Origin of the sequence: Sphingobacterium sp. UBA5789, assembly GCF_002418355.1 — a bacterium.
Lineage (GTDB): Bacteria > Bacteroidota > Bacteroidia > Sphingobacteriales > Sphingobacteriaceae > Sphingobacterium.
Genome location: NZ_DIDX01000003.1, coordinates 97,615 through 121,769 on the forward strand (window position 1 = coordinate 97,615; position 24,155 = coordinate 121,769).

Annotated in this window: 15 protein-coding genes; 9 read left to right on the forward strand and 6 right to left on the reverse strand. The window is 39.8% G+C overall.

Annotated elements, in window-relative coordinates:
• The first annotated feature begins 102 nt into the window (after nt 1–102).
• A complete protein-coding gene (gene rpoB / locus B4B65_RS06670) occupies nt 103–3,912 on the forward strand; it encodes a DNA-directed RNA polymerase subunit beta (protein WP_201680470.1) in 3,810 nt (1,269 codons plus the stop codon).
• Between the two features lie 74 nt (nt 3,913–3,986).
• Nucleotides 3,987–8,267: a DNA-directed RNA polymerase subunit beta' gene (gene rpoC / locus B4B65_RS06675; protein WP_293914487.1), complete on the forward strand. Its 4,281-nt coding sequence runs from the start codon at nt 3,987–3,989 to the stop codon at nt 8,265–8,267.
• A 67-nt stretch (nt 8,268–8,334) separates the two neighbouring features.
• Here the strand turns inward: rpoC and B4B65_RS06680 are convergent, their stop codons facing one another.
• Both B4B65_RS06680 and B4B65_RS06685 read right to left on the reverse strand, forming a co-directional pair.
• A complete protein-coding gene (locus B4B65_RS06680; protein ID WP_293914489.1) occupies nt 8,335–8,976 on the reverse strand; it encodes a bifunctional 4-hydroxy-2-oxoglutarate aldolase/2-dehydro-3-deoxy-phosphogluconate aldolase in 642 nt (213 codons plus the stop codon).
• A 4-nt stretch (nt 8,977–8,980) separates the two neighbouring features.
• On the reverse strand, nt 8,981–9,979 hold the full coding sequence (locus B4B65_RS06685) for a sugar kinase (protein WP_293914491.1): 999 nt from the start codon (nt 9,977–9,979) through the stop codon (nt 8,981–8,983).
• Nucleotides 9,980–10,150: 171 nt separating this feature from the next.
• Here B4B65_RS06685 and B4B65_RS06690 point away from each other — a divergent pair, with 171 nt between their 5' ends.
• From B4B65_RS06690 to B4B65_RS06705, 4 genes are read left to right on the forward strand one after another with little or no spacing between them, the layout of a single operon-like run.
• The gene (locus B4B65_RS06690) at nt 10,151–10,972 is read left to right on the forward strand and encodes an SDR family oxidoreductase (protein ID WP_201680466.1); all 822 of its coding nucleotides are present in this window, start codon (nt 10,151–10,153) and stop codon (nt 10,970–10,972) included.
• A 23-nt stretch (nt 10,973–10,995) separates the two neighbouring features.
• The gene (gene uxuA, locus B4B65_RS06695; protein ID WP_293914494.1) at nt 10,996–12,156 is read left to right on the forward strand and encodes a mannonate dehydratase; all 1,161 of its coding nucleotides are present in this window, start codon (nt 10,996–10,998) and stop codon (nt 12,154–12,156) included.
• Nucleotides 12,157–12,158: 2 nt separating this feature from the next.
• Nucleotides 12,159–13,574 (forward strand): glucuronate isomerase, encoded by a 1,416-nt coding sequence (gene uxaC / locus B4B65_RS06700; protein WP_293914496.1) that lies wholly within the window; start codon nt 12,159–12,161, stop codon nt 13,572–13,574.
• Between the two features lie 32 nt (nt 13,575–13,606).
• Nucleotides 13,607–14,956 carry an MFS transporter gene (locus B4B65_RS06705; RefSeq protein WP_293914498.1) on the forward strand — a complete coding sequence of 450 codons (1,350 nt, stop codon included), beginning with the start codon at nt 13,607–13,609 and terminating at the stop codon, nt 14,954–14,956.
• Here the strand turns inward: B4B65_RS06705 and B4B65_RS06710 are convergent.
• From B4B65_RS06710 to B4B65_RS06720, 3 genes are all read right to left on the reverse strand, one after another.
• On the reverse strand, nt 14,953–15,984 hold the full coding sequence (locus B4B65_RS06710; RefSeq protein WP_293914500.1) for a LacI family DNA-binding transcriptional regulator: 1,032 nt from the start codon (nt 15,982–15,984) through the stop codon (nt 14,953–14,955). The genes B4B65_RS06705 and B4B65_RS06710 overlap by 4 nt on opposite strands.
• Nucleotides 15,985–16,085: 101 nt before the next feature.
• Entirely contained in the window at nt 16,086–16,742 is a 657-nt protein-coding gene (locus B4B65_RS06715; protein ID WP_201680461.1) for a LolA family protein, read from the reverse strand.
• A 2-nt stretch (nt 16,743–16,744) separates the two neighbouring features.
• Nucleotides 16,745–19,366, reverse strand: a complete 2,622-nt coding sequence (locus B4B65_RS06720; RefSeq protein WP_293914503.1) for an FtsK/SpoIIIE family DNA translocase — start codon at nt 19,364–19,366, stop codon at nt 16,745–16,747.
• 148 nt (nt 19,367–19,514) lie between these two features.
• On the opposite strand from B4B65_RS06720, the gene B4B65_RS06725 reads away from it, so the two are divergent.
• Nucleotides 19,515–20,219, forward strand: a complete 705-nt coding sequence (locus B4B65_RS06725; protein ID WP_293914505.1) for a DUF4397 domain-containing protein — start codon at nt 19,515–19,517, stop codon at nt 20,217–20,219.
• Between the two features lie 79 nt (nt 20,220–20,298).
• Here the strand turns inward: B4B65_RS06725 and tyrS are convergent, their stop codons facing one another.
• The gene (gene tyrS, locus B4B65_RS06730; RefSeq protein ID WP_293914507.1) at nt 20,299–21,582 is read right to left on the reverse strand and encodes a tyrosine--tRNA ligase; all 1,284 of its coding nucleotides are present in this window, start codon (nt 21,580–21,582) and stop codon (nt 20,299–20,301) included.
• Nucleotides 21,583–21,693: 111 nt separating this feature from the next.
• On the opposite strand from tyrS, the gene B4B65_RS06735 reads away from it, so the two are divergent.
• Both B4B65_RS06735 and B4B65_RS06740 read left to right on the forward strand, forming a co-directional pair.
• Nucleotides 21,694–22,377 (forward strand): hypothetical protein, encoded by a 684-nt coding sequence (locus B4B65_RS06735; protein ID WP_293914509.1) that lies wholly within the window; start codon nt 21,694–21,696, stop codon nt 22,375–22,377.
• A gap of 59 nt (nt 22,378–22,436) precedes the next feature.
• Complete coding sequence (locus B4B65_RS06740) at nt 22,437–24,137, forward strand: amino acid permease (RefSeq protein WP_293914511.1); 1,701 nt, start codon at nt 22,437–22,439, stop codon at nt 24,135–24,137.
• Nucleotides 24,138–24,155 lie beyond the last annotated feature (18 nt).

Here is a 24,155-nt window from a genome sequence, read left to right on the forward strand (position 1 = left end):
TTAACACACCACTATCAGTTATGTGTGCTGTTGCATAATTGAAAATGTGAATTAAGCAGCATATAGTTAGCTCAGTTTTTTTAAACTAAAATTCTTATTCCCTTGGCAAACAATAATATTCAAAAAGAAAGAGTAAATTTTGCGACAAGTAAGAAGGTTATCGATTATCCTGATTTCTTGGATGTACAATTACAGTCTTTCAAGGAGTTTTTTCAATTAGAAACTACTTCTGACAACCGCCATCAGGAAGGGCTGTTCAAAGTATTTTCGGAAAACTTCCCTATTTCTGATTCAAGAAACATTTTTGTGCTTGAGTTTTTGGATTATTTTATTGATCCTCCCCGTTATGATATACAAGAGTGTATCGAGCGTGGTCTTACTTATAGCGTTCCTTTAAAGGCAAAATTAAAGTTATCTTGTAATGATGAGGAACACGAAGATTTCGAAACCATTGTTCAGGATGTGTATTTGGGAACTATCCCGTATATGACTCCTAAAGGTACCTTCGTTGTAAATGGTGCAGAGCGTGTGATCGTTTCACAATTACACCGTTCACCAGGCGTATTCTTCGGTCAGAGTAGACACACAAATGGTACTAAACTTTATTCTGCAAGGGTTATTCCTTTTAAAGGATCTTGGATCGAGTTTGCAACAGACGTAAACAACGTCATGTATGCGTATATCGATCGTAAAAAGAAATTCCCAGTTACAACTTTATTACGTGCTATCGGGTACGATTCAGACAAGGATATCTTAGAATTGTTTGATCTTGCAGATGAAGTTAAAGTTAGTAAGTCTGGTCTTAAGAAATACGTTGGCCGTCGTCTGGCTGCCAGAGTATTGAAAAAATGGGTAGAAGATTTCGTGGATGAAGATACAGGTGAAGTTGTATCTATCGACCGTAACGAAATTATCCTTGAACGTGAAACTGTTTTGGAAGAAGATCACATTGATTTTATCATCGATGCAGGAGTGAAATCTGTCATTCTGGCCAAAGATGATGCATCTAACAATGCGGACTATTCTATTATATATAATACCCTTCAGAAAGATACGTCTAACTCAGAAAAAGAAGCGGTAGAGCATATCTATCGTCAGTTACGTAACGCTGAACCACCTGATGAGGAAACTGCTCGTGGTATCATCGATCGTTTGTTCTTCTCTGACAAACGTTATGATCTGGGGGATGTTGGTCGTTACCGTATCAACCGCAAATTGCAATTAGATACTCCGGCAGATACAAAAGTATTGACTCGTGAAGATATCATTGCGATTGTAAAATATCTTATTAATCTGATCAACTCTAAAGCTGAGGTCGATGATATTGACCACTTGTCTAACCGTCGTGTTCGTACGGTAGGTGAGCAGTTATATGCACAGTTTGGAGTAGGTCTGTCTCGTATGGCCCGTACTATACGTGAGCGTATGAATATTCGTGATAACGAAGTATTTACACCTACAGACCTGATCAATGCACGTACATTATCGTCCGTCATCAACTCGTTCTTCGGAACAAATCAGCTGTCTCAGTTCATGGACCAAACAAATCCATTGGCCGAGATTACGCACAAACGTCGTTTGTCAGCTTTAGGTCCAGGTGGTCTTTCCCGTGAAAGAGCCGGATTTGAGGTTCGTGACGTTCACTACACACACTACGGTCGTCTTTGTACTATCGAAACTCCGGAGGGACCGAACATCGGTTTGATCTCTTCTCTGGCTGTTCACGCTAAAATCAATAACCTTGGTTTTATCGAAACACCATACCGTAAAGTAGAAGAAGGTCGTGTAGTAGTGGAAGAGCCTGTTATCTATCTGTCTGCTGAAGATGAAGATGAGAAAACAATTGCTCAGGCAAATGCTATCTATGATGAAAAAGGAAATTTCGAAGATCCGAAAGTAAAAGCAAGATATGAAGGTGACTTCCCGATTATCGAACCTGAGAAACTGGATCTTATGGACGTTTCTCCAAATCAGATTACTTCGATTGCTGCATCACTGATTCCTTTCCTGGAGCATGATGATGCCAACCGTGCCCTGATGGGATCAAACATGCAGCGCCAGGCGGTGCCATTGTTACGTCCGCAGGCGCCTATCGTTGGTACAGGTCTTGAAGGTCGCGTAGCACGTGACTCCCGTACACTGATCAATGCTGAAGGAAACGGTGTTGTAGAATATGTAGATGCTGAAGAAATCAAGATCCGTTATGATCGTACGGAAGACGATCGTTTGGTATCATTTGATGATGATATCAAAACATATAAATTGATCAAATTCAAGAAAACCAACCAAAGTACTTGTATCAACCTGAAACCGATCGTCAGAAAAGGTCAGCGTGTTGAAAAAGGGCAGGTACTATGTGAAGGTTATGCTACTGAAGATGGTGAATTGGCATTAGGACGTAACCTAAAAGTAGCTTTCATGCCTTGGCAGGGATATAACTTTGAGGATGCGATCGTAATCTCTGAGCGTGTAGTAAGTCAGGATATCTTCACTTCTCTTCACATTGAAGAATTTGAATTAGAGGTTCGTGATACAAAACGCGGTGAAGAGGAACTTACAGCAGATATTCCTAACGTTTCGGAAGAAGCAACCAAAGATCTGGACGAAAACGGTATTATCCGTATCGGTGCAGAAGTTGGTGAAGGAGATATTCTGATTGGTAAGATTACGCCTAAAGGTGAGTCAGACCCTTCTCCAGAGGAGAAATTACTGAGAGCAATCTTTGGTGATAAAGCCGGAGACGTAAAAGATGCTTCTTTGAAAACTCCTCCTTCAATCAAAGGGGTTGTTATTGATACGAAGTTGTTCTCTCGTGCGAAAAAAATGTCTAAAGAAGTAGAGCGCAAAACGCTTGAAAAATTGGAAACTACGCACGACAGAAATGTTAAAGTATTAAAAGATCGTCTGATTGATAAATTATTTACAATCGTAAATGGTAAAACAAGTCAGGGTATCTATAATGTGTACAAAGAATTATTAGTGCCAAAAGGAGCTAAATTCACACAAAAAATACTTGCTGATCTGAACTACGATAACATCAACCCAACAGGTTGGACTACAGATGAAGACAAAAACGAATTGATCAAAGCTGCACTTCACTTCTTCAACATTAAGTTGAACGAAGAACTTGGAGCATTCAAACGTGAGAAATTCGCAATCTCAGTAGGGGATGAGCTTCCTTCCGGAATCGTACAAATGGCTAAAGTTTACGTGGCTAAGAAACGTAAATTGAAAGTTGGGGATAAAATGGCGGGACGTCACGGTAACAAAGGTATCGTTGCACGTATCGTACGTGATGAAGATATGCCATTCTTAGAAGATGGAACTCCAGTTGATATCGTGTTGAACCCACTAGGGGTACCTTCACGTATGAACTTGGGACAGATCTATGAAACTGTATTAGGTTGGGCAGGTCAGAAATTAGGTGTCAAATTTGCAACGCCGATCTTCGATGGTGCAGAGCCGTCAGAAGTTGAAGGATGGATCGCTAAAGCTGGATTACCAGCTTCAGGTAGAACTTATCTTTACAACGGATTGACCGGAGACCGTTTCGATCAGCCGACAACTGTAGGGGTGATCTATATGTTGAAATTAGGTCACATGGTTGATGATAAAATGCACGCACGTTCTATCGGACCATACTCATTAATTACACAACAACCTCTGGGTGGTAAAGCTCAGTTCGGTGGTCAGCGTTTTGGTGAGATGGAGGTTTGGGCACTTGAGGCATTCGGAGCATCTAACATCTTACAGGAGATCTTGACCGTGAAATCAGATGATGTTGTAGGTCGTGCCAAAACTTACGAAGCTATCGTAAAAGGTAACAACTTGCCAACTCCATCCGTACCGGAATCGTTTAACGTATTGGTACATGAGTTACGCGGTTTAGGTTTAGATATTACATTAGATTAATTAAGCAATAGAGCTTAAGAGGCTTCGAAATCCTCTTAAGCTTCTTTATACAGCTTTAACTTTGGAATAAAAGTATGTCTTACAAAAAAGATAATAAAATTAAAAGCAACTTTACGTCAATCACCATTAGCTTGGCGTCACCGGAAACAATCTTAGAGCGTTCCAGTGGTGAAGTTGTAAAGCCGGAAACGATTAACTATCGTACCTACAAACCAGAACGTGATGGTTTATTCTGTGAGCGTATCTTCGGTCCTGTAAAGGATTACGAATGTCATTGTGGTAAATACAAACGTATCCGTTATAAAGGTATCGTATGTGACCGTTGTGGTGTAGAAGTTACAGAGAAAAAAGTACGTCGTGAGCGTATGGGACACATCAATCTGGTAGTTCCTGTAGCGCATATCTGGTACTTCCGTTCACTTCCTAACAAAATTGGTTATTTATTAGGTCTTCCAACCAAAAAACTGGATATGATTATCTATTACGAGCGTTATGTCGTAATCCAGGCTGGTATTAAAGAAGAAGATGGTATCAACTACATGGACTTCCTTACTGAGGAAGAATATCTGGATATCTTAGATACATTACCGAAAGAAAACCAATACCTTGATGACAACGATCCTCAGAAATTCGTTGCCAAAATGGGAGCAGAAGCATTAGAAGAATTATTAAAACGCCTTAACCTGGATCAGTTATCATATGATCTTCGTCACCAGGCTGCTAATGAGACTTCACAACAACGTAAAAATGAGGCATTAAAACGTCTTCATGTTGTAGAGGCTTTCCGCGGAGCAAATGAGCGTATTGAAAATCGTCCGGAATGGATGATCGTGAAAATCGTTCCGATTATTCCACCGGAATTGCGCCCGTTAGTTCCTTTGGATGGTGGTCGTTTTGCGACTTCAGATTTAAATGACTTATACCGTCGTGTTATTATCCGTAATAACCGTCTGAAACGTTTGATCGAAATCAAAGCTCCGGAAGTTATCTTACGTAATGAAAAACGTATGCTTCAGGAAGCTGTGGATTCCCTGTTTGATAACTCACGTAAGGTGAATGCTGTGAAAACAGAAGGTAACCGTGCGTTAAAATCGCTTTCTGATATTCTGAAAGGTAAACAAGGTCGTTTCCGTCAAAACTTATTAGGTAAACGTGTGGATTATTCGGCTCGTTCGGTAATCGTCGTTGGACCTCATTTGAAATTACACGAATGTGGTCTTCCTAAAGATATGGCTGCAGAGCTTTACAAACCGTTTATCATTCGTAAGATGATAGAAAGAGGTATTGTAAAAACTGTAAAATCAGCTAAAAAAATCGTTGATCGTAAGGATCCGGTAGTATGGGATATCCTGGAAAATGTATTAAAAGGTCACCCTGTATTATTAAACCGTGCACCTACGCTTCACCGTCTGGGTATCCAGGCTTTCCAACCTACATTGGTAGAGGGTAAAGCGATCCAGTTACACCCGTTAGTGTGTACCGCATTCAACGCCGATTTTGACGGTGACCAGATGGCTGTTCACTTACCATTAGGTAATGCTGCTGTATTGGAAGCACAAATTCTGATGTTGGCTGCACACAATATCCTTAACCCTGCAAACGGTTCTCCGGTAACAGTACCTTCTCAGGATATGGTACTCGGTCTTTATTATATCACTAAAGGCCGCAAAACTGCTGAAGATAAAGTTGTAAAAGGGGAAGGAATGTCATTCTACTCTGCAGAAGAAGTTATTATTGCTTTGAATGAGAAGAAAATTGACTTGCACGCTTTCATTAAAGTAAAAACTAAAGTAAGAAATAAAGACGGTGAAATCGTTGATACCTTATTGGAAACGACTGTAGGTCGTGTAATCTTTAACCAGATTGTTCCTGAGGAAATGGGTTTCATCAACGAATTGTTGACTAAAAAATCACTTCGTAATATCATCGGTGAGATCGTGAAAACTACGGGTATGGCTCGTGCAGCGAAATTCCTGGATGATATGAAAGAATTAGGATTCCAGACAGCATTCAAAGGTGGTCTTTCCTTTAACTTACAGGATTTAAATATTCCGGCTGCAAAAGCTGATCTGATCCAACAAGCGACGAACGAGGTTGAAGAGGTAATGGGTAACTATAACATGGGTTTCATTACAAACAACGAACGTTACAATCAGATCATCGATATCTGGACACGTATTAACAACAAACTGACTGCACACGTAATGGACATCCTGTCTAACGACAATCAGGGATTCAATTCTGTGTACATGATGCTTGACTCCGGAGCCCGTGGTTCCAAAGAGCAGATTCGCCAGTTGTGTGGTATGCGTGGTCTGATGGCTAAACCTCAGAAATCAGGTGCTTCAGGTGGTGAAATTATCGAAAACCCGATTCTTTCTAACTTTAAAGAAGGTCTGTCAGTCCTTGAGTACTTTATCTCTACTCACGGTGCGCGTAAAGGTCTTGCCGATACGGCATTGAAAACAGCCGATGCGGGTTATCTGACTCGTCGTTTACATGACGTTGCACAAGATATGATCGTAGTTGAACAGGATTGTAATGGTCTGAGAGGTATCTATACGACAGCCTTGAAAGACAATGACGATATTGTAGAACCATTATACGACAGAATCTTAGGCCGTGTATCTTTATACGATGTATTAGATCCTGAAACTAACGAGATCATTGCATTTGCGAATCAGGATATTTCAGAAGAAATAGCGGAACGTATTGAAAATGCAGGTATCGAAGGTATCGAAATCCGTACGGTATTGACTTGTGAGTCTAAACGCGGAGTATGTGCTTCATGTTACGGACGTAACCTTGCATCCGGTAAACGTGTTCAGTTAGGTGAAGCTGTCGGTGTTATTGCAGCACAATCTATCGGTGAGCCGGGTACACAGTTAACACTTCGTACGTTCCACGTGGGTGGTACGGCATCTAACATTGCTGCTGAATCTCAAATTTCAGCAAAACATGAAGGTGTCATCGAATTTGAAAACGTACGTACTGTATCTCAGGAAGGTGAAGATGGTACACACCAGGTGGTATTAGGCCGTTCAGGTGAGCTTCGTGTTATCGAGCCTACAACTAAAAAAGTTCTTTATCAACAAAATATTCCTTACGGTTCACAATTATATGTGAATGCAGGTGATAAAGTTGAAAAAGGTGCACGTTTGGTATCATGGGATCCGTACAACGCCGTGATCATCTCTGAGTTCAGCGGTAAAGTTGAATTTGATGCGATCATCGAAGGGGTAACATTCCGTGAAGAATCAGATGAGCAAACTGGTCACAAAGAGAAAGTTATTATTGAAACGCGTGATAAAACGAAAAACCCTACAATCAAAGTCCTTGATCTGAAAGGTGAAGTCGTTCGTTCATACAACATTCCGGTTGGAGCTCACGTTTCGGTATCTGACGGTCAGAAAATCAAAGAAGGTGCGATCTTGGTTAAGATCCCTCGTTCTACTGGTAAGACCCGAGATATTACGGGAGGTCTTCCACGTGTAACAGAATTATTCGAAGCTCGTAATCCTTCAAATCCAGCTGTAGTAACAGAGATTGACGGTGTAGTAGCATTGGGTGGTGTAAAACGTGGTAACCGTGAGATTTCTATTGAATCTCGTGACGGCCAGATCAAAAAATATCTTGTTCCACTTTCGAAACACATCCTTGTACAGGATAATGACTTTATTAAGGCTGGTATGCCTTTATCAGACGGTTCGATCTCTCCAGCAGATATCTTATCAATCAAAGGTCCTTCCGCAGTACAGCATTATATCGTAAATGGTATTCAAGAGGTTTACCGTCTTCAGGGGGTAAAAATCAACGATAAGCACTTTGAAACAATCGTTCACCAAATGATGCAGAAAGTGAATATCGAGGATCCGGGAGATACACGTTTCTTAGAAAAAGAAGCAGTAAACAAATGGGATTTCATGCAAGAGAACGACTCATTATACGACAAAAAAGTTGTTGTAGATGCTGGAGACTCTAATGATCTTCGTCCTGGTCAGATTGTTACGCTACGTAAATTACGTGAAGAGAACTCCAGCCTGAGACGTCGTGACCTGAAATTAGTAGAAGTAAGGGATGCTATCCCGGCGACTTCAAGTCCATTGTTGCAAGGTATTACCAGAGCTTCATTAGGTACTAAATCATTTATCTCTGCAGCATCCTTCCAGGAAACAACGAAAGTGTTGAATGAGGCAGCTATCGCAGGTAAACGTGATGATTTATTAGGACTTAAAGAAAACGTAATCGTAGGTCACCTGATTCCTTCAGGTACAGGTTTACGTGATTATGGCAATATAATCGTAGGTTCCCGTGAGGAATACGATCAATTGTTAGCGTCGAAAGAAGAAGATTAATTAATCTTGCTGATATAAGAAAAGGGGTGACAATCTGATTGTTACCCCTTTTTTATGCTTTTTAAATTTATGCTTTAGACCATTTTAGCAATAACTGACAGCGCTCACTCAACCAGTCTTCTCCGCTTCCATCTGATGGAGGGCTGAATAGTTTTGACCCAAGTCCGACAGCATATACACCAGCCTGTCTCCAGGTGCAGATGTTTTCTTCCGTCGTGTCTACACCACCGGTAGGCATGAATTTCAATTCTGGAAACAACGGTTTTATTGCCTTCAAAAAATTAGGACCAAGACTGTCGCCTGGAAATAGTTTTACAAGAGGAGTGCCTAATTCTTCCGCTTTTGCGATTTCAGTAGGCGTCATGCAGCCGGGAATCCATAGCAATCCATGTTTTGCTGTTATTTCAGCAATTTTTTTCTTGATAATAGGGCTGACGATGAATTCTGCACCCAGTGCTATGAATTCCTTTGCCTGTTCTCCGGTCTTAATGGTTCCGATTCCTAACTTTAAATCCGGAAAATGCTCATTTTTAAACGCCAGAAGTTGTTTGAAATTTTCCTTGGCGTTGACTCCTCTGTTTACAAATTCAAAGACCCGTATTCCCCCTTTGTAGCATTTGGTAAGAACATCTATACAAGAGTCAATGTTATCGTTATAATATACGGGAATGACCGGACTGTCTCCGATTAATTTAAGTACTTCATTCATGTCATTAATTTATTTTTCCATTTCCAAAATCGCCTTCAACAAATAGTTTTTGAAAGCCGGCCTGAGTAGCCGTATAAATAATATCCTGAGGAGATTGTTCCTGTATAATAGCGTATATCAGACCACCCATAAAAGCATCTCCGCTTCCAATACGGTCAATGACATTATTTGTTTCCAATGTCTCTGATACAGCATCCGTTTCCCTGTTGTGGTACGTTCCGTAAAACAGATTGTGTGTGGCATTGTCCATAAATCTGAATGTATTGGCGATATGTTTACATTTAGGATAAGCCTGAAAGATGTTTGCGGCTGATTTTTTTGAATAGGCCACATATGTTTCTTTTGAAGTCTGGCGGTCCAGTGTTTCATCAATAGGAGTATTCAGCATTTTGTTTGCTGCCCATATGTTTCCCATAATAACATCTGCATATTGTACCAGCTCCGGCATGATTTCATTTGGCAGCTTTCCATATTGCCACAATCTGTTTCTGTAATTCAGATCTACAGAAATAGTAATGCCTCTTTCAGTTGCTTTTTGTAAGGCTTGTTTACAGATATACGCTAATTCCTGATTAAGTGAAGGTGTGAGTGCTGTAAAATGAAACCAGTCGATACCGTCAAAAATAATATCCCAGTTTATATCATCTGATGTGAGCTGACTGAAAGCAGAATATTTACGATCGTAAATAACTTCTCCCTTACTCAATCCGTTGGCTGACAGCAAGAAATAACTCCCCAGACGGTCTCCCTGAATTTTCATTAAGGAGGTATCTATTCCATAGTTTCCTAATTTGGACAGAATCTCCTGTGTAAGCGCATTGTCCGGAGCAGCACTGAGGTAAGTAGTTGGAATGCCCAACCGGGCTAATGTAACGGCTACATTGGCTTCTGATCCGCCGGGGTATATTTTTAAAGTATTCCGGTTTGTTTCAAAAAAGTAGTCTGAAGTCGCCTGCATCCGAATTAATAATTCACCGAAGGAAAGCACTTTCTTATTGGGCATAGATTGATTATTTTATTGTTGAAAACGAAAATACTAACTATTTGTTATTTAAAGATTGGAGGACTATAATATTTCCGAAATCGTTATCGTAAAAATACAGAAGTGTAAACTTTACAATGTAGTTGGAAATTAGCACTTTTATAGATTATAAGATTATAAACAAGCAACCTTATGAATATTTTAGAACAATTTTCCTTAAAAGGTCAGGTTATTGTCGTAACTGGCGGTACCGGTATTTTAGGAAAATCTTTTGTGAAAGCATTGGCTGAGGCCGGAGCCAAAGTCGTTATTATCGGACGTAATCAGGAACGTGCAGACGAGCGCGTAAAATTAGTAGAAACATTAGGAGGTGAGGGGCTTGCAATTGTGGCGGATGTACTTAGTGAATCGGAAATGATTGCTGCAAGGGATAAAATTATAGAAAAGTGGGGTACAATAGACGGACTGGTAAATGCCGCTGGGGGAAATATACCTGGAGCGACTATCGGACCAGATCAGAATTTATTTGATTCCAAAATAGAAGATACATTAAAGGCTATAGAACTCAATCTTAATGGCACGATCATACCGACACAGGTCATTGGTCGGGTACTGGCGGAAAAAGGTAAGGGATCAATAATTAATATCGCCTCTCTGGCTTCCAGCAGTGCTATTACCCGTGTATTGGGATATAATGTCGCCAAATGTGGGATTATAGGATATACAAAGTGGATGGCAACAGAGCTTTCCTTGCGCTATGGTGATAAAATCCGTGTCAATGCGATCGCGCCAGGTGTATTTCTAACAGAACAAAACAGAACATTACTGACCAACGAAGATGGGACATTTACAGCACGTGCGCAACGTTTTCTTAACAAAACTCCTTTCTCAAGATTAGGAGATCCGTCCGAACTGGAAGGTGCTTTGATATTCCTGCTAAGTCAGGCTTCAGGTTTTATAAATGGGGAAACACTCTATGTAGATGGAGGTTTCAATTCATGGTCAGGTGTATAACAGTAAAAGCTTAAAGATAGAAAATGAACAGATTAGAACAGACATGGAGATGGTATGGTCCTAATGATCCGGTATCTCTTCAAGATGTTAAGCAAGCAGGCGCAACAGGTATTGTAAGCGCTCTGCATCATATTCCTCATGGTGAAGTATGGCCATTAGGAGATATAAAAGAAAGAAAAGCTATTATTGAAGCCGCAGGTCTTACATGGTCTGTTGTAGAGAGCGTACCCGTACACGAAGCGATAAAGACGAAAAGTGAAAATGCAGGTATATATATAGAAAATTATAAACAATCCCTGCGCAATCTTGCTGAATGTGGGATACATACGGTCTGTTACAATTTTATGCCGGTACTGGACTGGACGCGTACGCATCTGGATTATGGCATGACAGATGGCTCTAAAGCACTATACTTTAACTGGTTCGATCTGGCTTTTTTCGATCTATACGTACTGAAAAGAGCAGGAGCTGAGCAGGATTATCCACAGGCGATACTGGAAGAGGCTTTCGCAAAATCTCATCAGTATACCAAAGCCGATATTGACAAACTATCTGAAAATATACTGATGGGAATTCCGAGTGAAAAAGGTATAACGCTCGAAGACCTTACCCAAAGTATCAATGTATATCAACATATAGGTAAAGAGGGATTGAGGGACAACCTGCTGTGGTTCTTATCCCAGATCGCAGAGACCTGTGAGCAAAAACAGATCAAGATGACCATTCATCCGGATGATCCACCTTATCCTATATTGGGCTTGCCAAGAATTGCTTCTGATAAAGACGATTTTGAATTTATTATTAAAGGAGTAGATCAGGCTTTTAATGGTGTCTGTTTCTGTACAGGTTCTTTGGGCGCAGGTGTCAGTAATAATGTCTTAGATATTTTTAATGTGGTCAAAGAACGTGTTTATTTTGCTCACCTGAGGAATGTGAAGAAAGATGTTTTCGGAAACTTTTATGAAGCAGATCATCTTGATGGGGATGTAGATATGTATCAGGTCATGAAAGTATTAACTGCTGAAAACCAAAAAAGAGAAACAGCGATTCCATTTCGCCCGGATCACGGACATCAAATGTTGGATGATCTGAATAAGGTGACAAATCCTGGTTATTCTGCCATCGGCAGGCTAAGAGGATTGGCTGAATTGAGAGGGTTGGAACTTGGAATTTTAGGCAGTTAAAGATGCAGACAGAACAATTTTTAAAAGACAATTTTCTGTTGTCAACTCCTTTGGCACAACAGCTTTATCAGGATTATGCGGCTAACTTGCCTGTTATTGATTATCATTCCCATTTACCGCCTTTAGATATTAAGGAAAATAAAAATTACAGAAATATAACGGATATCTGGCTGGCGGGAGACCATTATAAATGGAGAGCAATGCGTGCATTTGGTGTAGAAGAAAAATACATCACAGGAGACGCCAGCGACCGGGATAAGTTTCAGAAATGGGCAGAGACAGTTCCGTTTACAGTGAGGAATCCATTGTTTCACTGGACACATATGGAGCTTAAAAATCCATTTGGATTCACAGGATTACTGAACGGACAGAATGCACAGGATGTTTTTGATAAGACAGAGCAACAATTGCAAACTTCAGCGTTCTCCGCTCAGGGATTATTGCAACATTTTAATGTGGAGATGGTGGGTACTACAGATGATCCTGTAGATGATCTTGCAGATCATAGCGCTATTGCACAGTCTGATTTCAAAACAAAAATATTACCTTCATTCAGACCGGACAAATCTCTGCAACTTGATGGCGGTGATGATTACAGAACATATCTTACCCGCTTGTCTGCTGTCGCAAATGTACAGATCGTGGATGTAGATTCTCTGATTGCAGCATTGCATAATCGTATAGAATTCTTTCATTCTCTGGGCTGTCGTATATCTGATCATGGACTAAGTTGCTTTCCGTTGAGAGGAAATACAGATACTGAAAAAATAAATCATATATTTAAAGCTGTATTGGATGGAGATGATACAGGTGTCACAGTTGAAATTAAAGATAGTTTTTCATTCTATATTTTAGCTGCAGTATCCAGAAAATATCATGAGAAGGGCTGGGCACAGCAGTATCATGTTGGTGCATTGCGTAATAACAATCAAAGGCAACGTCTTTTATTAGGACCTGATACAGGTTTTGATTCTATTGGCGATTATCAGCATGCTGCAGCATTGTCTGCTTTCTTAAACCATCTGGACAGAACAGACCAACTGGCCAAAACTATTATTTACAATTTAAATCCTTCCGATAATGCCGTTTTTGCTTCTATGGCCGGAAATTTTCAGGGAGAGGGAATAAAAAGTAAAATTCAGTTTGGTTCCGCATGGTGGTTTCTGGATCAGTTGGACGGAATGAAAAAACAAATGGACGCTTTATCCAATATGGGATTGATAAGCTGTTTTATAGGAATGCTTACAGATTCCAGAAGTTTTTTATCCTATTCCAGACATGAGTACTTCAGAAGGTTGTTATGTAATATATTTGCTGAAGACATTCATAAAGGATTGATTCCGAATGACCCTGAATGGATCGGTAAAATCATATCCGATATTTGTTATTTTAATGCAAAAGAGTATTTCGGTTTTTAACCGGAATACGCCTTTTATAAACCTTACTTATTATGAACCAAAAAATAGGAAAGTATCGCTGGACGATCTGCGCCTTATTATTTTTCGCTACTACCGTTAATTATCTGGACCGTCAGGTATTGAGTCTGCTGCATCCCATTCTGGAGGATGAATTTGGCTGGACGAATACCGACTATGCCAATATCACAGCAACTTTTCAGTTTGCATATGCCGTATCTATGTTATTCGCCGGACGTTTTATAGATAAGCTAGGCACAAAGATGGGGTTTGCCATTGCTATCATTATATGGTCTATTGGAGCTATAATTCATGCATATGCTGTAGAGATGGGAGAGATCTCTGCCCGTGTGTTGGGTATAACAGCCATTTCGACCTCGGTGTTAGGTTTTATAATCGCACGTATTGTTCTTGGATTTGGAGAATCCGGTAATTTTCCGGCAGCTATTAAAGCTACAGCCGAGTTTTTTCCGAAAAAGGAACGTTCTCTTGCAACGGGAATATTTAATTCAGGATCTAATATCGGAGCTATTTTGGCTCCGCTGACAGTGCCGTGGATGGCATATAACTGGGGATGGCAGTCTGCATTTATTATTGTCGGTGCAGTAGGATTTATATGGTTGATATTTTGGTTTATATTATACGATAAGCCAGAGAAAAAATTGTCTAAGGCGGAGTATGAATATGTCGTAAGTGATTCCATATTGCTTGCAAACAGAGATTCTGAAGCCCCTCAACCTAAAATATCATGGTTAAAGCTACTGGGATATAAACAAACCTGGGCATTTACGTTAGGCAAATTTCTGACCGATGGAGTATGGTGGTTCTTTTTATTCTGGTTGCCGTCATACCTGAAAACGCAGTATGGAATGGAAAGTACGCAAATGATGCTGCCACTGGCGGTATTATACAGTATGACTATGTTTGGATCTATAGGTGGCGGTGCTTTTCCGATGTACTTTATCAATAAAGGCTATGCGGCATATGATGGCCGGATGCGTGCAATGTTTATTATTGCCTTATTCCCTTTGGTGGTCCTGGCTGCACAACCACTGGGACATTATACTTTCTGGATTCCAGTCGTGTTGATAGGAATAGGTGCTTCTGCACATCAGGCATGGTCAGCAAATATCTTTACGACTGTATCCGATATGTTTCCCAAAAGTGCCGTTGGCTCAGTAACCGGGATAGGTGGAATGGCCGGCGGTTTCGGAGGAGTGATTATGTCTAAACTCGGAGGTGGTCTGTTTGATTATTATGGTGGACTGGGACATATAGAGACCGGTTACACAATCATGTTTTCTATCTGTGCATTGGCATATCTGGTGGCCTGGTGTATTATGAAAGCACTGGTTCCGAAAATGAAAGTTGTTCAGGTAGACTAACTTTCAATTGAAGATTTTCTGAATGTAAGAATGGTATCAAGTTCTGTTGTTTCTATCTGGACTTGATGCCAATTTTTCTTAGCTATAAATTTCATCAGTTTTTCCATAGCCATGTCACCTATTTCTAATGCAGGTTGGCGGATGGTAGATAGAGCAGGATTCAGCGATCTTGCAAAATCAATATTGGAAAAACCGATTACTGCTAATTCATCCGGGACAGAATAACCCAATTCTGCCAGTACACCCAACAGCGTAACTGTAATGGTATCCGAAGAGCCTAAGATGGCATCAGGTTTATTATCTGCATTCATTAGTCTGGTAATAGCATTCTTCAACTCCACATCGAGTACTTCCTGATTTTGCATATTACACTGTATATGATACTGATCGTTAAAAGCGATGCCTGCATCTGTAAGTGCCTGATGATATCCTTTAAAGCGTTCACCTGAAAGACCAAATCTGGATGCCGTGATATTTACAATCCTGGTTCTGCCTGAATCAATCAGATGTTTGGTTGCAAGGTAAGCTCCCTGAAAATTGTTTACACCAATCTTAAAAGTTTCGAGATTGTGCTGTATCCGGTCAAAAATAACGACCGGAAAATTGTGGTCATGAATATCTTCCAGCAATTTTTGATTGGATGTCTCATCTACAGGTGAGATCAGCAATCCGTCTACACCTCGCTGCATCAGCGTCTCTATGCATGATCTTTCAATCTCCGGATTTTCACGGCTTTGCATAAAAATAACCTCAAATCCTACTTTAAGAGCATGTTGCTGTATGCCTTCGATGATCTGAGAACAAAAAGGATTGTTGATAGAAGTCAGTATGACTCCAATAGTATTGGATTTACCGGTCTTCAGATTTTGTGCAAGAAGATTTGGTTTATAATGATGAGCTTCAGCATATTCTAAAACTCTTTTTTTTGTTTTCTCTCCAATTTCATGACTGTCATTCAAAGCCTTGGAAACAGTAGAAATGGAAACATTCAACGCTTTGGCAATTTCTTTAATAGTAATGCTTGACATGTTTTAAGTTTCAAAGGGTGAGTAATAAAGTTAAGTTGAAAATCTGACAAAAACTAAAAAGAAAAGGGAATATCGTTGTCGTATTCCCTTTTCTTTTTGTTTTATCTGAGATCGACAATTTCCATACCCGGATATTTCGATTTGTTAAAGCTAAATGTACTTGCTGTTATTCCTGCATTTCCGTTTAATGATTTTATAGTGTACGTATATCGCGAACCGGATTTGTCAAAAATTGTAGCATCATAGATTAATTTTGATGCTTTATTAATGCGGAGCTTTATCTTGAAATAGTTCTTCTTCGTATCAATAGGAGATAGCTCGATGACATTTAAAGTCGTTGAACCTACTTTTTCGTCATCAGCACTCACATACTTAAATCCTGTTTTATAGAATGAAAAGATATTACTCGGATTGATGTTGTCATTAGACTGATCCGCATCGTTTATCTGTACTTCGTTTTCTTCTTTCAGAATGGTCCATGTACTTTTTCCGTCACTGATAAGATCCTGAGACTTCATCTCAATAAGGTACTTATTTGCTTTTTTATCCAGAGAGAGCGTTCCGGCGTCTGTATACGTTCCACCATTTGCCTGTTTGGCAGAAAAGGAGAATGTTGCTTTAATCGTTTTGTAACCGTCGTATTTTGCAGATACCTGATTCAGTAGCTTTTTTGCAAAGGCTTCCTGTTGTGCTGAAACCGGATGACTTATGAATAGCATAAAAGCAGCTATCACAAATGACCATAATGTTGTTTTCATCTTTAATTGTCTTTTCTTAATGTTTCCAAATACTGTTCTAACGAATACTCATCCGGATACAGCACCTCGCGTGCTTTACTTCCTTCAAACGGACCTACAATACCTGCAGCTTCCAGTTGATCGATGATTCGTCCAGCTCTGTTATAGCCCAACTTTAATTTACGTTGGATTAAAGATGTTGATCCTTGCTGATGCATGACAATTAATCGGGCAGCATCTTCAAACAGCTGATCCCTGTCATCCATATCAAAATCTGCCAGGCCACTTCCTTCTCCATTTTCATCAATGTACTCAGGTAGCATAAAAGCTGAAGGATAACCACGCTGACCACCGATATAATCGGATATCTGATCTACTTCAGGCGTGTCTACAAAAGCACATTGAATACGGATCAGGTCACTTCCCGTTGACAATAGCATATCTCCGCGGCCGATCAGCTGATCTGCACCTCCTGAATCCAGGATAGTACGTGAATCGACTTTTGAAAGAACACGGAATGCTAATCTGGCCGGGAAATTGGCTTTGATCGTACCCGTAATAATATTGACGGAAGGACGCTGTGTTGCAATCACCAGGTGTATACCCACCGCACGAGCCAGCTGTGCTAAACGTGCAATCGGTGTTTCTACCTCTTTTCCTGCTGTCATCATCAGATCGGCAAACTCATCTACTATAAGAACTATAAATGGTAAGAATCGATGACCCTCCTCAGGGTTTAATCTGCGATTGACAAATTTTGCATTATATTCTTTTAAATTACGGACCTGACCATTTTTAAGAAGGTCATATCGCTGATCCATTTCGATACAAAGAGAGTTTAACGTGTTGATTACCTTTTTGGTATCAGTAATAATTGCATCATCTTCTCCCGGAAGTTTAGCAAGAAAATGACGTTCAATTTTTTTGAATAAAGAAAGCTCTACTTTTTTAGGATCCACCAGTACAAACTTTAATTCAGCTGGGTGTTTCTTGTAAAGCAGAGAGGTCAGAATTGCATTGATACCAACAGATTTACCTTGTCCGGTAGCACCCGCTACCAATAAGTGAGGCATTTTTGCAAGGTCTGCAATATAGACTTCATTCGAAATGGTCTTACCCAGTGCAATAGGAAGATCCATATCTGTCTTCTGGAATTTCTCGGTTGCCAGTACAGAGCGCATAGATACCATTTCAGGTGTACTGTTCGGTACCTCTATACCAATAGTCCCTTTGCCGGGCATTGGAGCAATGATACGTATTCCCAGTGCTGCAAGACTTAATGCGATATCATCTTCCAGGTTTTTTATTTTTGAAATCCGGACACCCGGTTTTGGAATGATTTCATACAGTGTTACTGTAGGCCCGATTGTAGCTTTGATATGTTCGATCTCGATGCTGTAGTTACGAAGTGTATCTACAATCTTATTTTTATTAGCTTCCAGTTCTTGTTGGTTAATGGTAATCTTACCACTACCATAATCTTTCAAAAGCTCCAGTGGAGGGTATTGATAGCCGGACAGATCCAGTTTCGGATCATATTCCCCAAACTGTGCGACCAGATCATTGGCTGTTATAGGTTTTTCTTCTATCACCTTTTCTACCCGTAATACAGGACTTGCCGGGATATCCTCTTCCACTTGCTCTTCCTCAGCATCCGGATGATCTATCGTGAAGGAGATATGTGGAGTAGAATTCGAGACGACTTCCGGTTCTTCTTCAATAGATAAGGTAGGCTCCTCCCTGCGAGTGTTATTGTTATAAGTCTCTTCTGGTTCTCTGAACTGGTTGAACTCCTGTACCGGAGCTTTATCATTCAGATCGATCGGATCAATAACATACTCTTCGTCTTTGAGTATACGTGTGTTTTTTGGATGGCTTACAGGACTGTTCTCTACATCGTCAGTATCAAAAGCAAGATCTTCATCATATATTTTCTTTTTGGACTGGAAAGTGAATTTCAGATCCAGATTATAGATCAGAATCAGGACGGTCAGATATGCAAAGACGACAATTCCGGCTACACCTGCACTCCCGATCTGCGCTTCCAAAAGTCTGTTGGTCCAGAATCCGAATTTACCTTCCAGAATATGAGGAGTTTTAGCAATAAAGGACTGTAAAAAGCCTAATGTTACTGAAACATAAATAATGGCAATAGAGGAGTAGAGAATAGACTTACCTACAGGAAGTATATTTTTGCGGTATAATAATCTGTATCCCGTTACAAAAAGGATAAAGATAAAGATGAACGAAGCAATACCGAACCATTCGTAAATAAACTGATTCGCCAATAGCGCACCGAATTTACCTAGTTTATTTTGCACTACAGGCAGGTCAATAGCATCGCTGTCAATTTCCTCAGCTGTACTGAACAACGTACTCCAGCTTCCGTTGGATTTTGAAATATAACTCTGATCCTCTTCCCAGGTGAAAAGGTAAGAAACAAAGGCTATCGTGAAAGCAAAGCTCAGGATAAATAAAAATACACCCAATATTTTCATTATCTTCTCCTGTGTTTCACTTAACTGTACAGGTTCCGAAGGTTCTTTGTAACTTTTTGTTTTATAGTTTTTTGGAGAACTTTTAGAGGCTTTCTTTGATGAGTTGTCACCACCATAGTTCTTAAATGTATTTCCTTTATTTAGCATGAAAACAATAATAATGTTCTTAGTACAAACTTAACGATTTTATATAGAAAAAATCAGACCAAAAAACCAATTGTTTTGGTACTGTAGCATTTCCAATGTAATATACGTTTTAGTTATCAAAATGTGGTTTTTGAATAGATAATGCGGTATGAATAGCGTTAAATTTCTTTTAGGTAGTTTCCTTTTATGCTTGTTCTTTTTTGCATCCTGTAGTCTGGATAATGACGACTACGGATATGGTGAATTGTCAGGTACAGGAGCGATCAATGCTGTGCCTCTGGCACTCAAGTTAGATATTGGTCTGGATCAAAATAAGCTCAATCTTTCTAATGAAAGTTTTGATTTCGGAGATTATTTGCCTTATCGTAATGCTTTTCCGGGTAATCGTCTTGTAAGGGTTTTTGACCGTGATAGTATAAACAAAGGCGCACTTGTGTCTAAGCAGGTCGCTTTTGCTCCGGGCAAAATCTATTCTCTATTCGTTGTTGGAAATACAAAACTTGATGTAGTCAGTTACGAAGACAAATCGGATATTCCAGCAAAAGGAACAGCAAATGTACGCTTTATCAACCTCAGTCCGGATGCTCCTGCTCTTAATCTGGGATCTGAAGGGTCGGATACGTTGCTGGTGAAAAATAAGTCTTTCAAGGAAGCGAGTGCCTACCTGACTCTGCAGACAGGAAAAAAATATAAGCTTTTTATTACGTCAAATGTAAACAGGGAGCTCGTCAGTTTTGAGTTTGAACCCAAAGATCAGTCTATATACACCATATGGTCAAAAGGATTAATCAATGGAACTCCTGCAAATGAAAAATTTAAATTCGGATACAAGATTATCCAGCATTTAGAATAAACTTTATACATACAACTCAATACAAACGAAGAAGGGCTCCCAAAATTTGGATAGCCCTTCTTTTATTTTATAGCATTGATTACTCTGCTATGATAAGATAGTAATTCTTCTTACCTCTTTGAGCAATGATATATTTATCGTTGATCAGGTTCTCTGTAGTAAAGGTATTATCCGTTCCGGATACTTTTTCTTTATTTACAGATACACCGCCACCTTCAGTCATTTTTCGGGCTTCACCTTTTGAAGGAAAGATCTGTGTTTTTGTCGCTAACAGATCCAATATGTTGATTCCTTCTGCAAGTTCCCCCTTACTGATTGTAAATTGAGGTACTCCGTCAAATACATCTAATACCGCTTCATGCTCCAGATCGCTTAAGAAATCAAGAGAGCCGTTTCCGAAAAGGAATTCGGATGTTTTGAGTGCTGTCTCATAATCTTTTTCCGAGTGTGTACGGATCGTGATATCTTTTGCAAGTGCTTTTTGCACTGTACGGGTATGAGGAGCAGCATCATGTTCTGCGATGATCGCTTCTATTTCTTCTTTTGGTTTGAGTGTAAAGATTCTGATCCAGTTCTTGGCATCATCATCTGTTGCATTCAACCAGAATTGATAATATTTATAAGGAGTTGTTTTCTTCGCATCCAACCATACAGCACCTGATTCTGTTTTTCCAAATTTCTGACCATCAGATTTTTTAATCAGTTGTGTAGTCAGCGCAAATGCAGTTCCCTGATCCTGGCGACGGATAAATTCTGTACCGGTAACGATATTTCCCCACTGATCCGATCCGCCCATCTGTATTTTACAATTATGATGTTTCCATAGATAATAGAAGTCATACCCCTGGATCAGCTGATAAGAAAATTCTGTAAACGATAGTCCATTTTCACCTTCAAGACGTTTTTTGACAGAGTCTTTAGCCATCATGTAGTTGACTGTAATCAATTTACCGATGTCACGGATAAAATCCAGGAATTTGAAATCCTTAAACCAATCGTAGTTATTGACCATCTTCGCATCCAGTTCGCCTTCGCCAAATGTTAAGAATTTGCTCAGCTGGTGCTTAAGGCTTGCCACATTGTGATTTAAAGTTTCCTCATCAAGTAAATTTCTTTCTGCCGATTTGAATGATGGATCACCGATCATCCCGGTAGCTCCGCCAACCAGCGCAACAGGCTTATGACCTGCGTTTTGAAAATGAATAAGGGTCATGATCTGTGTCAGATGGCCAACGTGAAGAGAGTCACCTGTAGGATCAAAACCAATGTAACCGGATACTTTTTCTTTGTTTAACAACTCTTCTGTTCCAGGCATGATGTCTTGTAACATGCCTCTCCAACGTAATTCTTCTACAAAGTTCATAATAATACGGATAAGAAAATTTTAATTAAGTTGCAAAGATAGTAAGATTAGCTGTATCTTACGTCAAGATTTAAGATATTACACTTTTTGTGTGATTTTATTAAGATCACAATGAATTTTCTCTCGCATTTTTATTTCGAAAGGTATGCTACCCAGCCCGAACGTGTATTGGGCGGAATATTGCCGGATCTGCTGAAGAATGCGGACAAGAAGTATATGTTTCATCCCCAAAGGTTTGAAACTGTATTGCTGGATCATCCACAGTTTAAGCCTATTTATGAAGGCTGGAACAGACATCTGGAGGTGGATCGTATCTTTCACAACTTACCATTTTTTTTTGATCATACCCATCGTTTACGCATTCAGATTCAGGATAGCCTGAGTGGATTGCCTGTTCGCCCTTCATTTTTGGCACACGTTGCACTGGAGCTGATACTGGATCATCTCTTGTTAAAACATCAGGTAATTAATGTAGACCGCTTCTATGAGGATCTGGAAAAAGTACATCCGGATACGATTATTAAATTTCTGAAAATTATAGGGTTAGAAGATACAACTAAATTTATGTCGTATTATGAGCAGTTTGTAAACTCTAAGTACACATATGAATATGCAGATATTACCAGAATATCACATGCATTGTTTAATATTGCAAAACGAATCTGGGATTTTCAACCGGAAGCCGGACATCATCTCAAACTTACAGAAGAGTTGATTATGTATACAGATAAACAACTTACTGATTATAAAAGTGTCTATTTTGAGATTCAGGATAGACTTGCTTTAGCAGAATGATACTAATTAATAAACTTATAAAGTAACCTGAGGTTACCATCTTAAAATTTACAGACAGTATGGGAAATCAACTTTTCAGAAAGAAAAGCATAGATCAGATTATTAGTGATTCTGAACATGGAGGTTCGGGATTATCCAAGATCCTTGGTATCAGGGATCTTGTTTCATTAGGAATAGCTGCGATTGTAGGGGCAGGTATTTTCAGTACAATCGGACTGGCCAGTTTCAATGGCGGACCTGCGGTTTCGCTTCTTTTTGTTTTTGTGGCTTTTGCCTGTGTTTTTACAGCACTTTCGTATGCACAGTTTGCGAGTACGGTTCCGGTCTCGGGAAGTGCTTACACCTATGCCTATGTTGCCTTTGGTGAATTGTTTGCCTGGATTATTGGTTGGGCTCTGGTACTCGAATATGCGGTATCCAATATGGTTGTCGCCATATCATGGTCCCAATATTTTGTGTCCATGCTGGAAGGATTTGGCGTACATGTACCCCGGTGGCTCTCTATGGCGCCAGCCTATGCAATCGAAGCAAACCAGAAAATGCTGGATGTTGGAGTTGATAAACTGACTGGTATAGATAAGCTGGCATTGGAGGCGTATGAAACTGCGCCTCGTATCGGGGATATTCCTATTATCTTTGACCTTCCTGCAGGTATCATCACTTTTCTTGTGACTATACTTGTGTATGTCGGAATCAAAGAATCAAAACGGGCCAGTAATATTATGGTCATGATCAAGGTCGGAATTATACTGGCTGTGATCTTTGGAGGATTATTTTTTGTCAAACCGGAAAACTGGACTCCGTTTGCGCCAAATGGATTGGGAGGAGTTATGAGTAGTGTCGCTGCGGTTTTCTTTGCATTTATAGGATTTGACTCCATTTCTACCACAGCAGAAGAGTGTAAAAATCCACAACGGGATTTACCGAGAGCAATGATATACTGTTTGTTGATCTGTACGGTACTTTATGTCGCTATTGCTTTAGTCCTTACCGGAATGGTCAATTATACCGAACTGAATGTAAAAGATCCGCTTGCTTATGTATTTCAATATGTAGGATTCGATCATATGGCCGGGATTATCTCTGTCACTTCCGTGATCGCCATCACAAGTGCTCTTTTGGTATATCAGCTGGCACAACCGAGAATATGGATGACGATGAGCCGTGACGGACTTTTGTGGAAGAAATTTGCGACTATTCACCCTAAATATAAGACACCGTCATATGCTACAGTTGTGACAGGAATTGTCGTCGCTGTACCCTCTTTGTTTTTTAAAATGGATTTCTTTGTTGACCTGACCAGTGTAGGGACATTTTTTGCTTTTATTCTGGTCTGTGCAGGCGTGCTTTATATGGATCATTCCGGGCTTTCGAAAAAATCAAAATTCAGAGTTCCGTATGTAAACGGGAAATATCTTGTAGGTCTGGGTTTCCTGATTGCGATGGTCTTGTTATTTGTATATGGGCAGGATACGATCACCGAATGGAAATCTATGTCTGCACTTTATATACTGGAGCATAAATCTTTGGTTATTATTTTCTGGTTAGTGTGGATCGGTATGAGTTTTTACGCATTCCGGTTGAATTTTTCTTTACTGCCTACTACAGGTATTCTGATCAATCTGTATCTGATGACTGAACTTGGAGCCAGTAACTGGATTATTTTTATACTGTGGTTAGTGGCCGGATTGATCATCTACTTTATGTATGGTTACCGGCATTCCCGATTGAATAAAGAAGCAAAAGTAATAACTGAATAAAAAACTAAGGGCCTCCAA

Coding starts and splice junctions, on each gene's coding strand:
- B4B65_RS06705 (WP_293914498.1), top strand. CDS start 13,607: ATGAACCAAAAAATAGGAAAGTATCGCTGGACGATCTGCGCCTTATTA.
- rpoC (WP_293914487.1), top strand. CDS start 3,987: ATGTCTTACAAAAAAGATAATAAAATTAAAAGCAACTTTACGTCAATC.
- B4B65_RS06690 (WP_201680466.1), top strand. CDS start 10,151: ATGAATATTTTAGAACAATTTTCCTTAAAAGGTCAGGTTATTGTCGTA.
- B4B65_RS06715 (WP_201680461.1), bottom strand. CDS start 16,742: ATGAAAACAACATTATGGTCATTTGTGATAGCTGCTTTTATGCTATTC.
- B4B65_RS06735 (WP_293914509.1), top strand. CDS start 21,694: ATGAATTTTCTCTCGCATTTTTATTTCGAAAGGTATGCTACCCAGCCC.
- B4B65_RS06680 (WP_293914489.1), bottom strand. CDS start 8,976: ATGAATGAAGTACTTAAATTAATCGGAGACAGTCCGGTCATTCCCGTA.
- B4B65_RS06740 (WP_293914511.1), top strand. CDS start 22,437: ATGGGAAATCAACTTTTCAGAAAGAAAAGCATAGATCAGATTATTAGT.
- B4B65_RS06710 (WP_293914500.1), bottom strand. CDS start 15,984: ATGTCAAGCATTACTATTAAAGAAATTGCCAAAGCGTTGAATGTTTCC.
- B4B65_RS06725 (WP_293914505.1), top strand. CDS start 19,515: ATGAATAGCGTTAAATTTCTTTTAGGTAGTTTCCTTTTATGCTTGTTC.
- tyrS (WP_293914507.1), bottom strand. CDS start 21,582: ATGAACTTTGTAGAAGAATTACGTTGGAGAGGCATGTTACAAGACATC.
- uxuA (WP_293914494.1), top strand. CDS start 10,996: ATGAACAGATTAGAACAGACATGGAGATGGTATGGTCCTAATGATCCG.
- B4B65_RS06685 (WP_293914491.1), bottom strand. CDS start 9,979: ATGCCCAATAAGAAAGTGCTTTCCTTCGGTGAATTATTAATTCGGATG.
- uxaC (WP_293914496.1), top strand. CDS start 12,159: ATGCAGACAGAACAATTTTTAAAAGACAATTTTCTGTTGTCAACTCCT.
- B4B65_RS06720 (WP_293914503.1), bottom strand. CDS start 19,366: ATGCTAAATAAAGGAAATACATTTAAGAACTATGGTGGTGACAACTCA.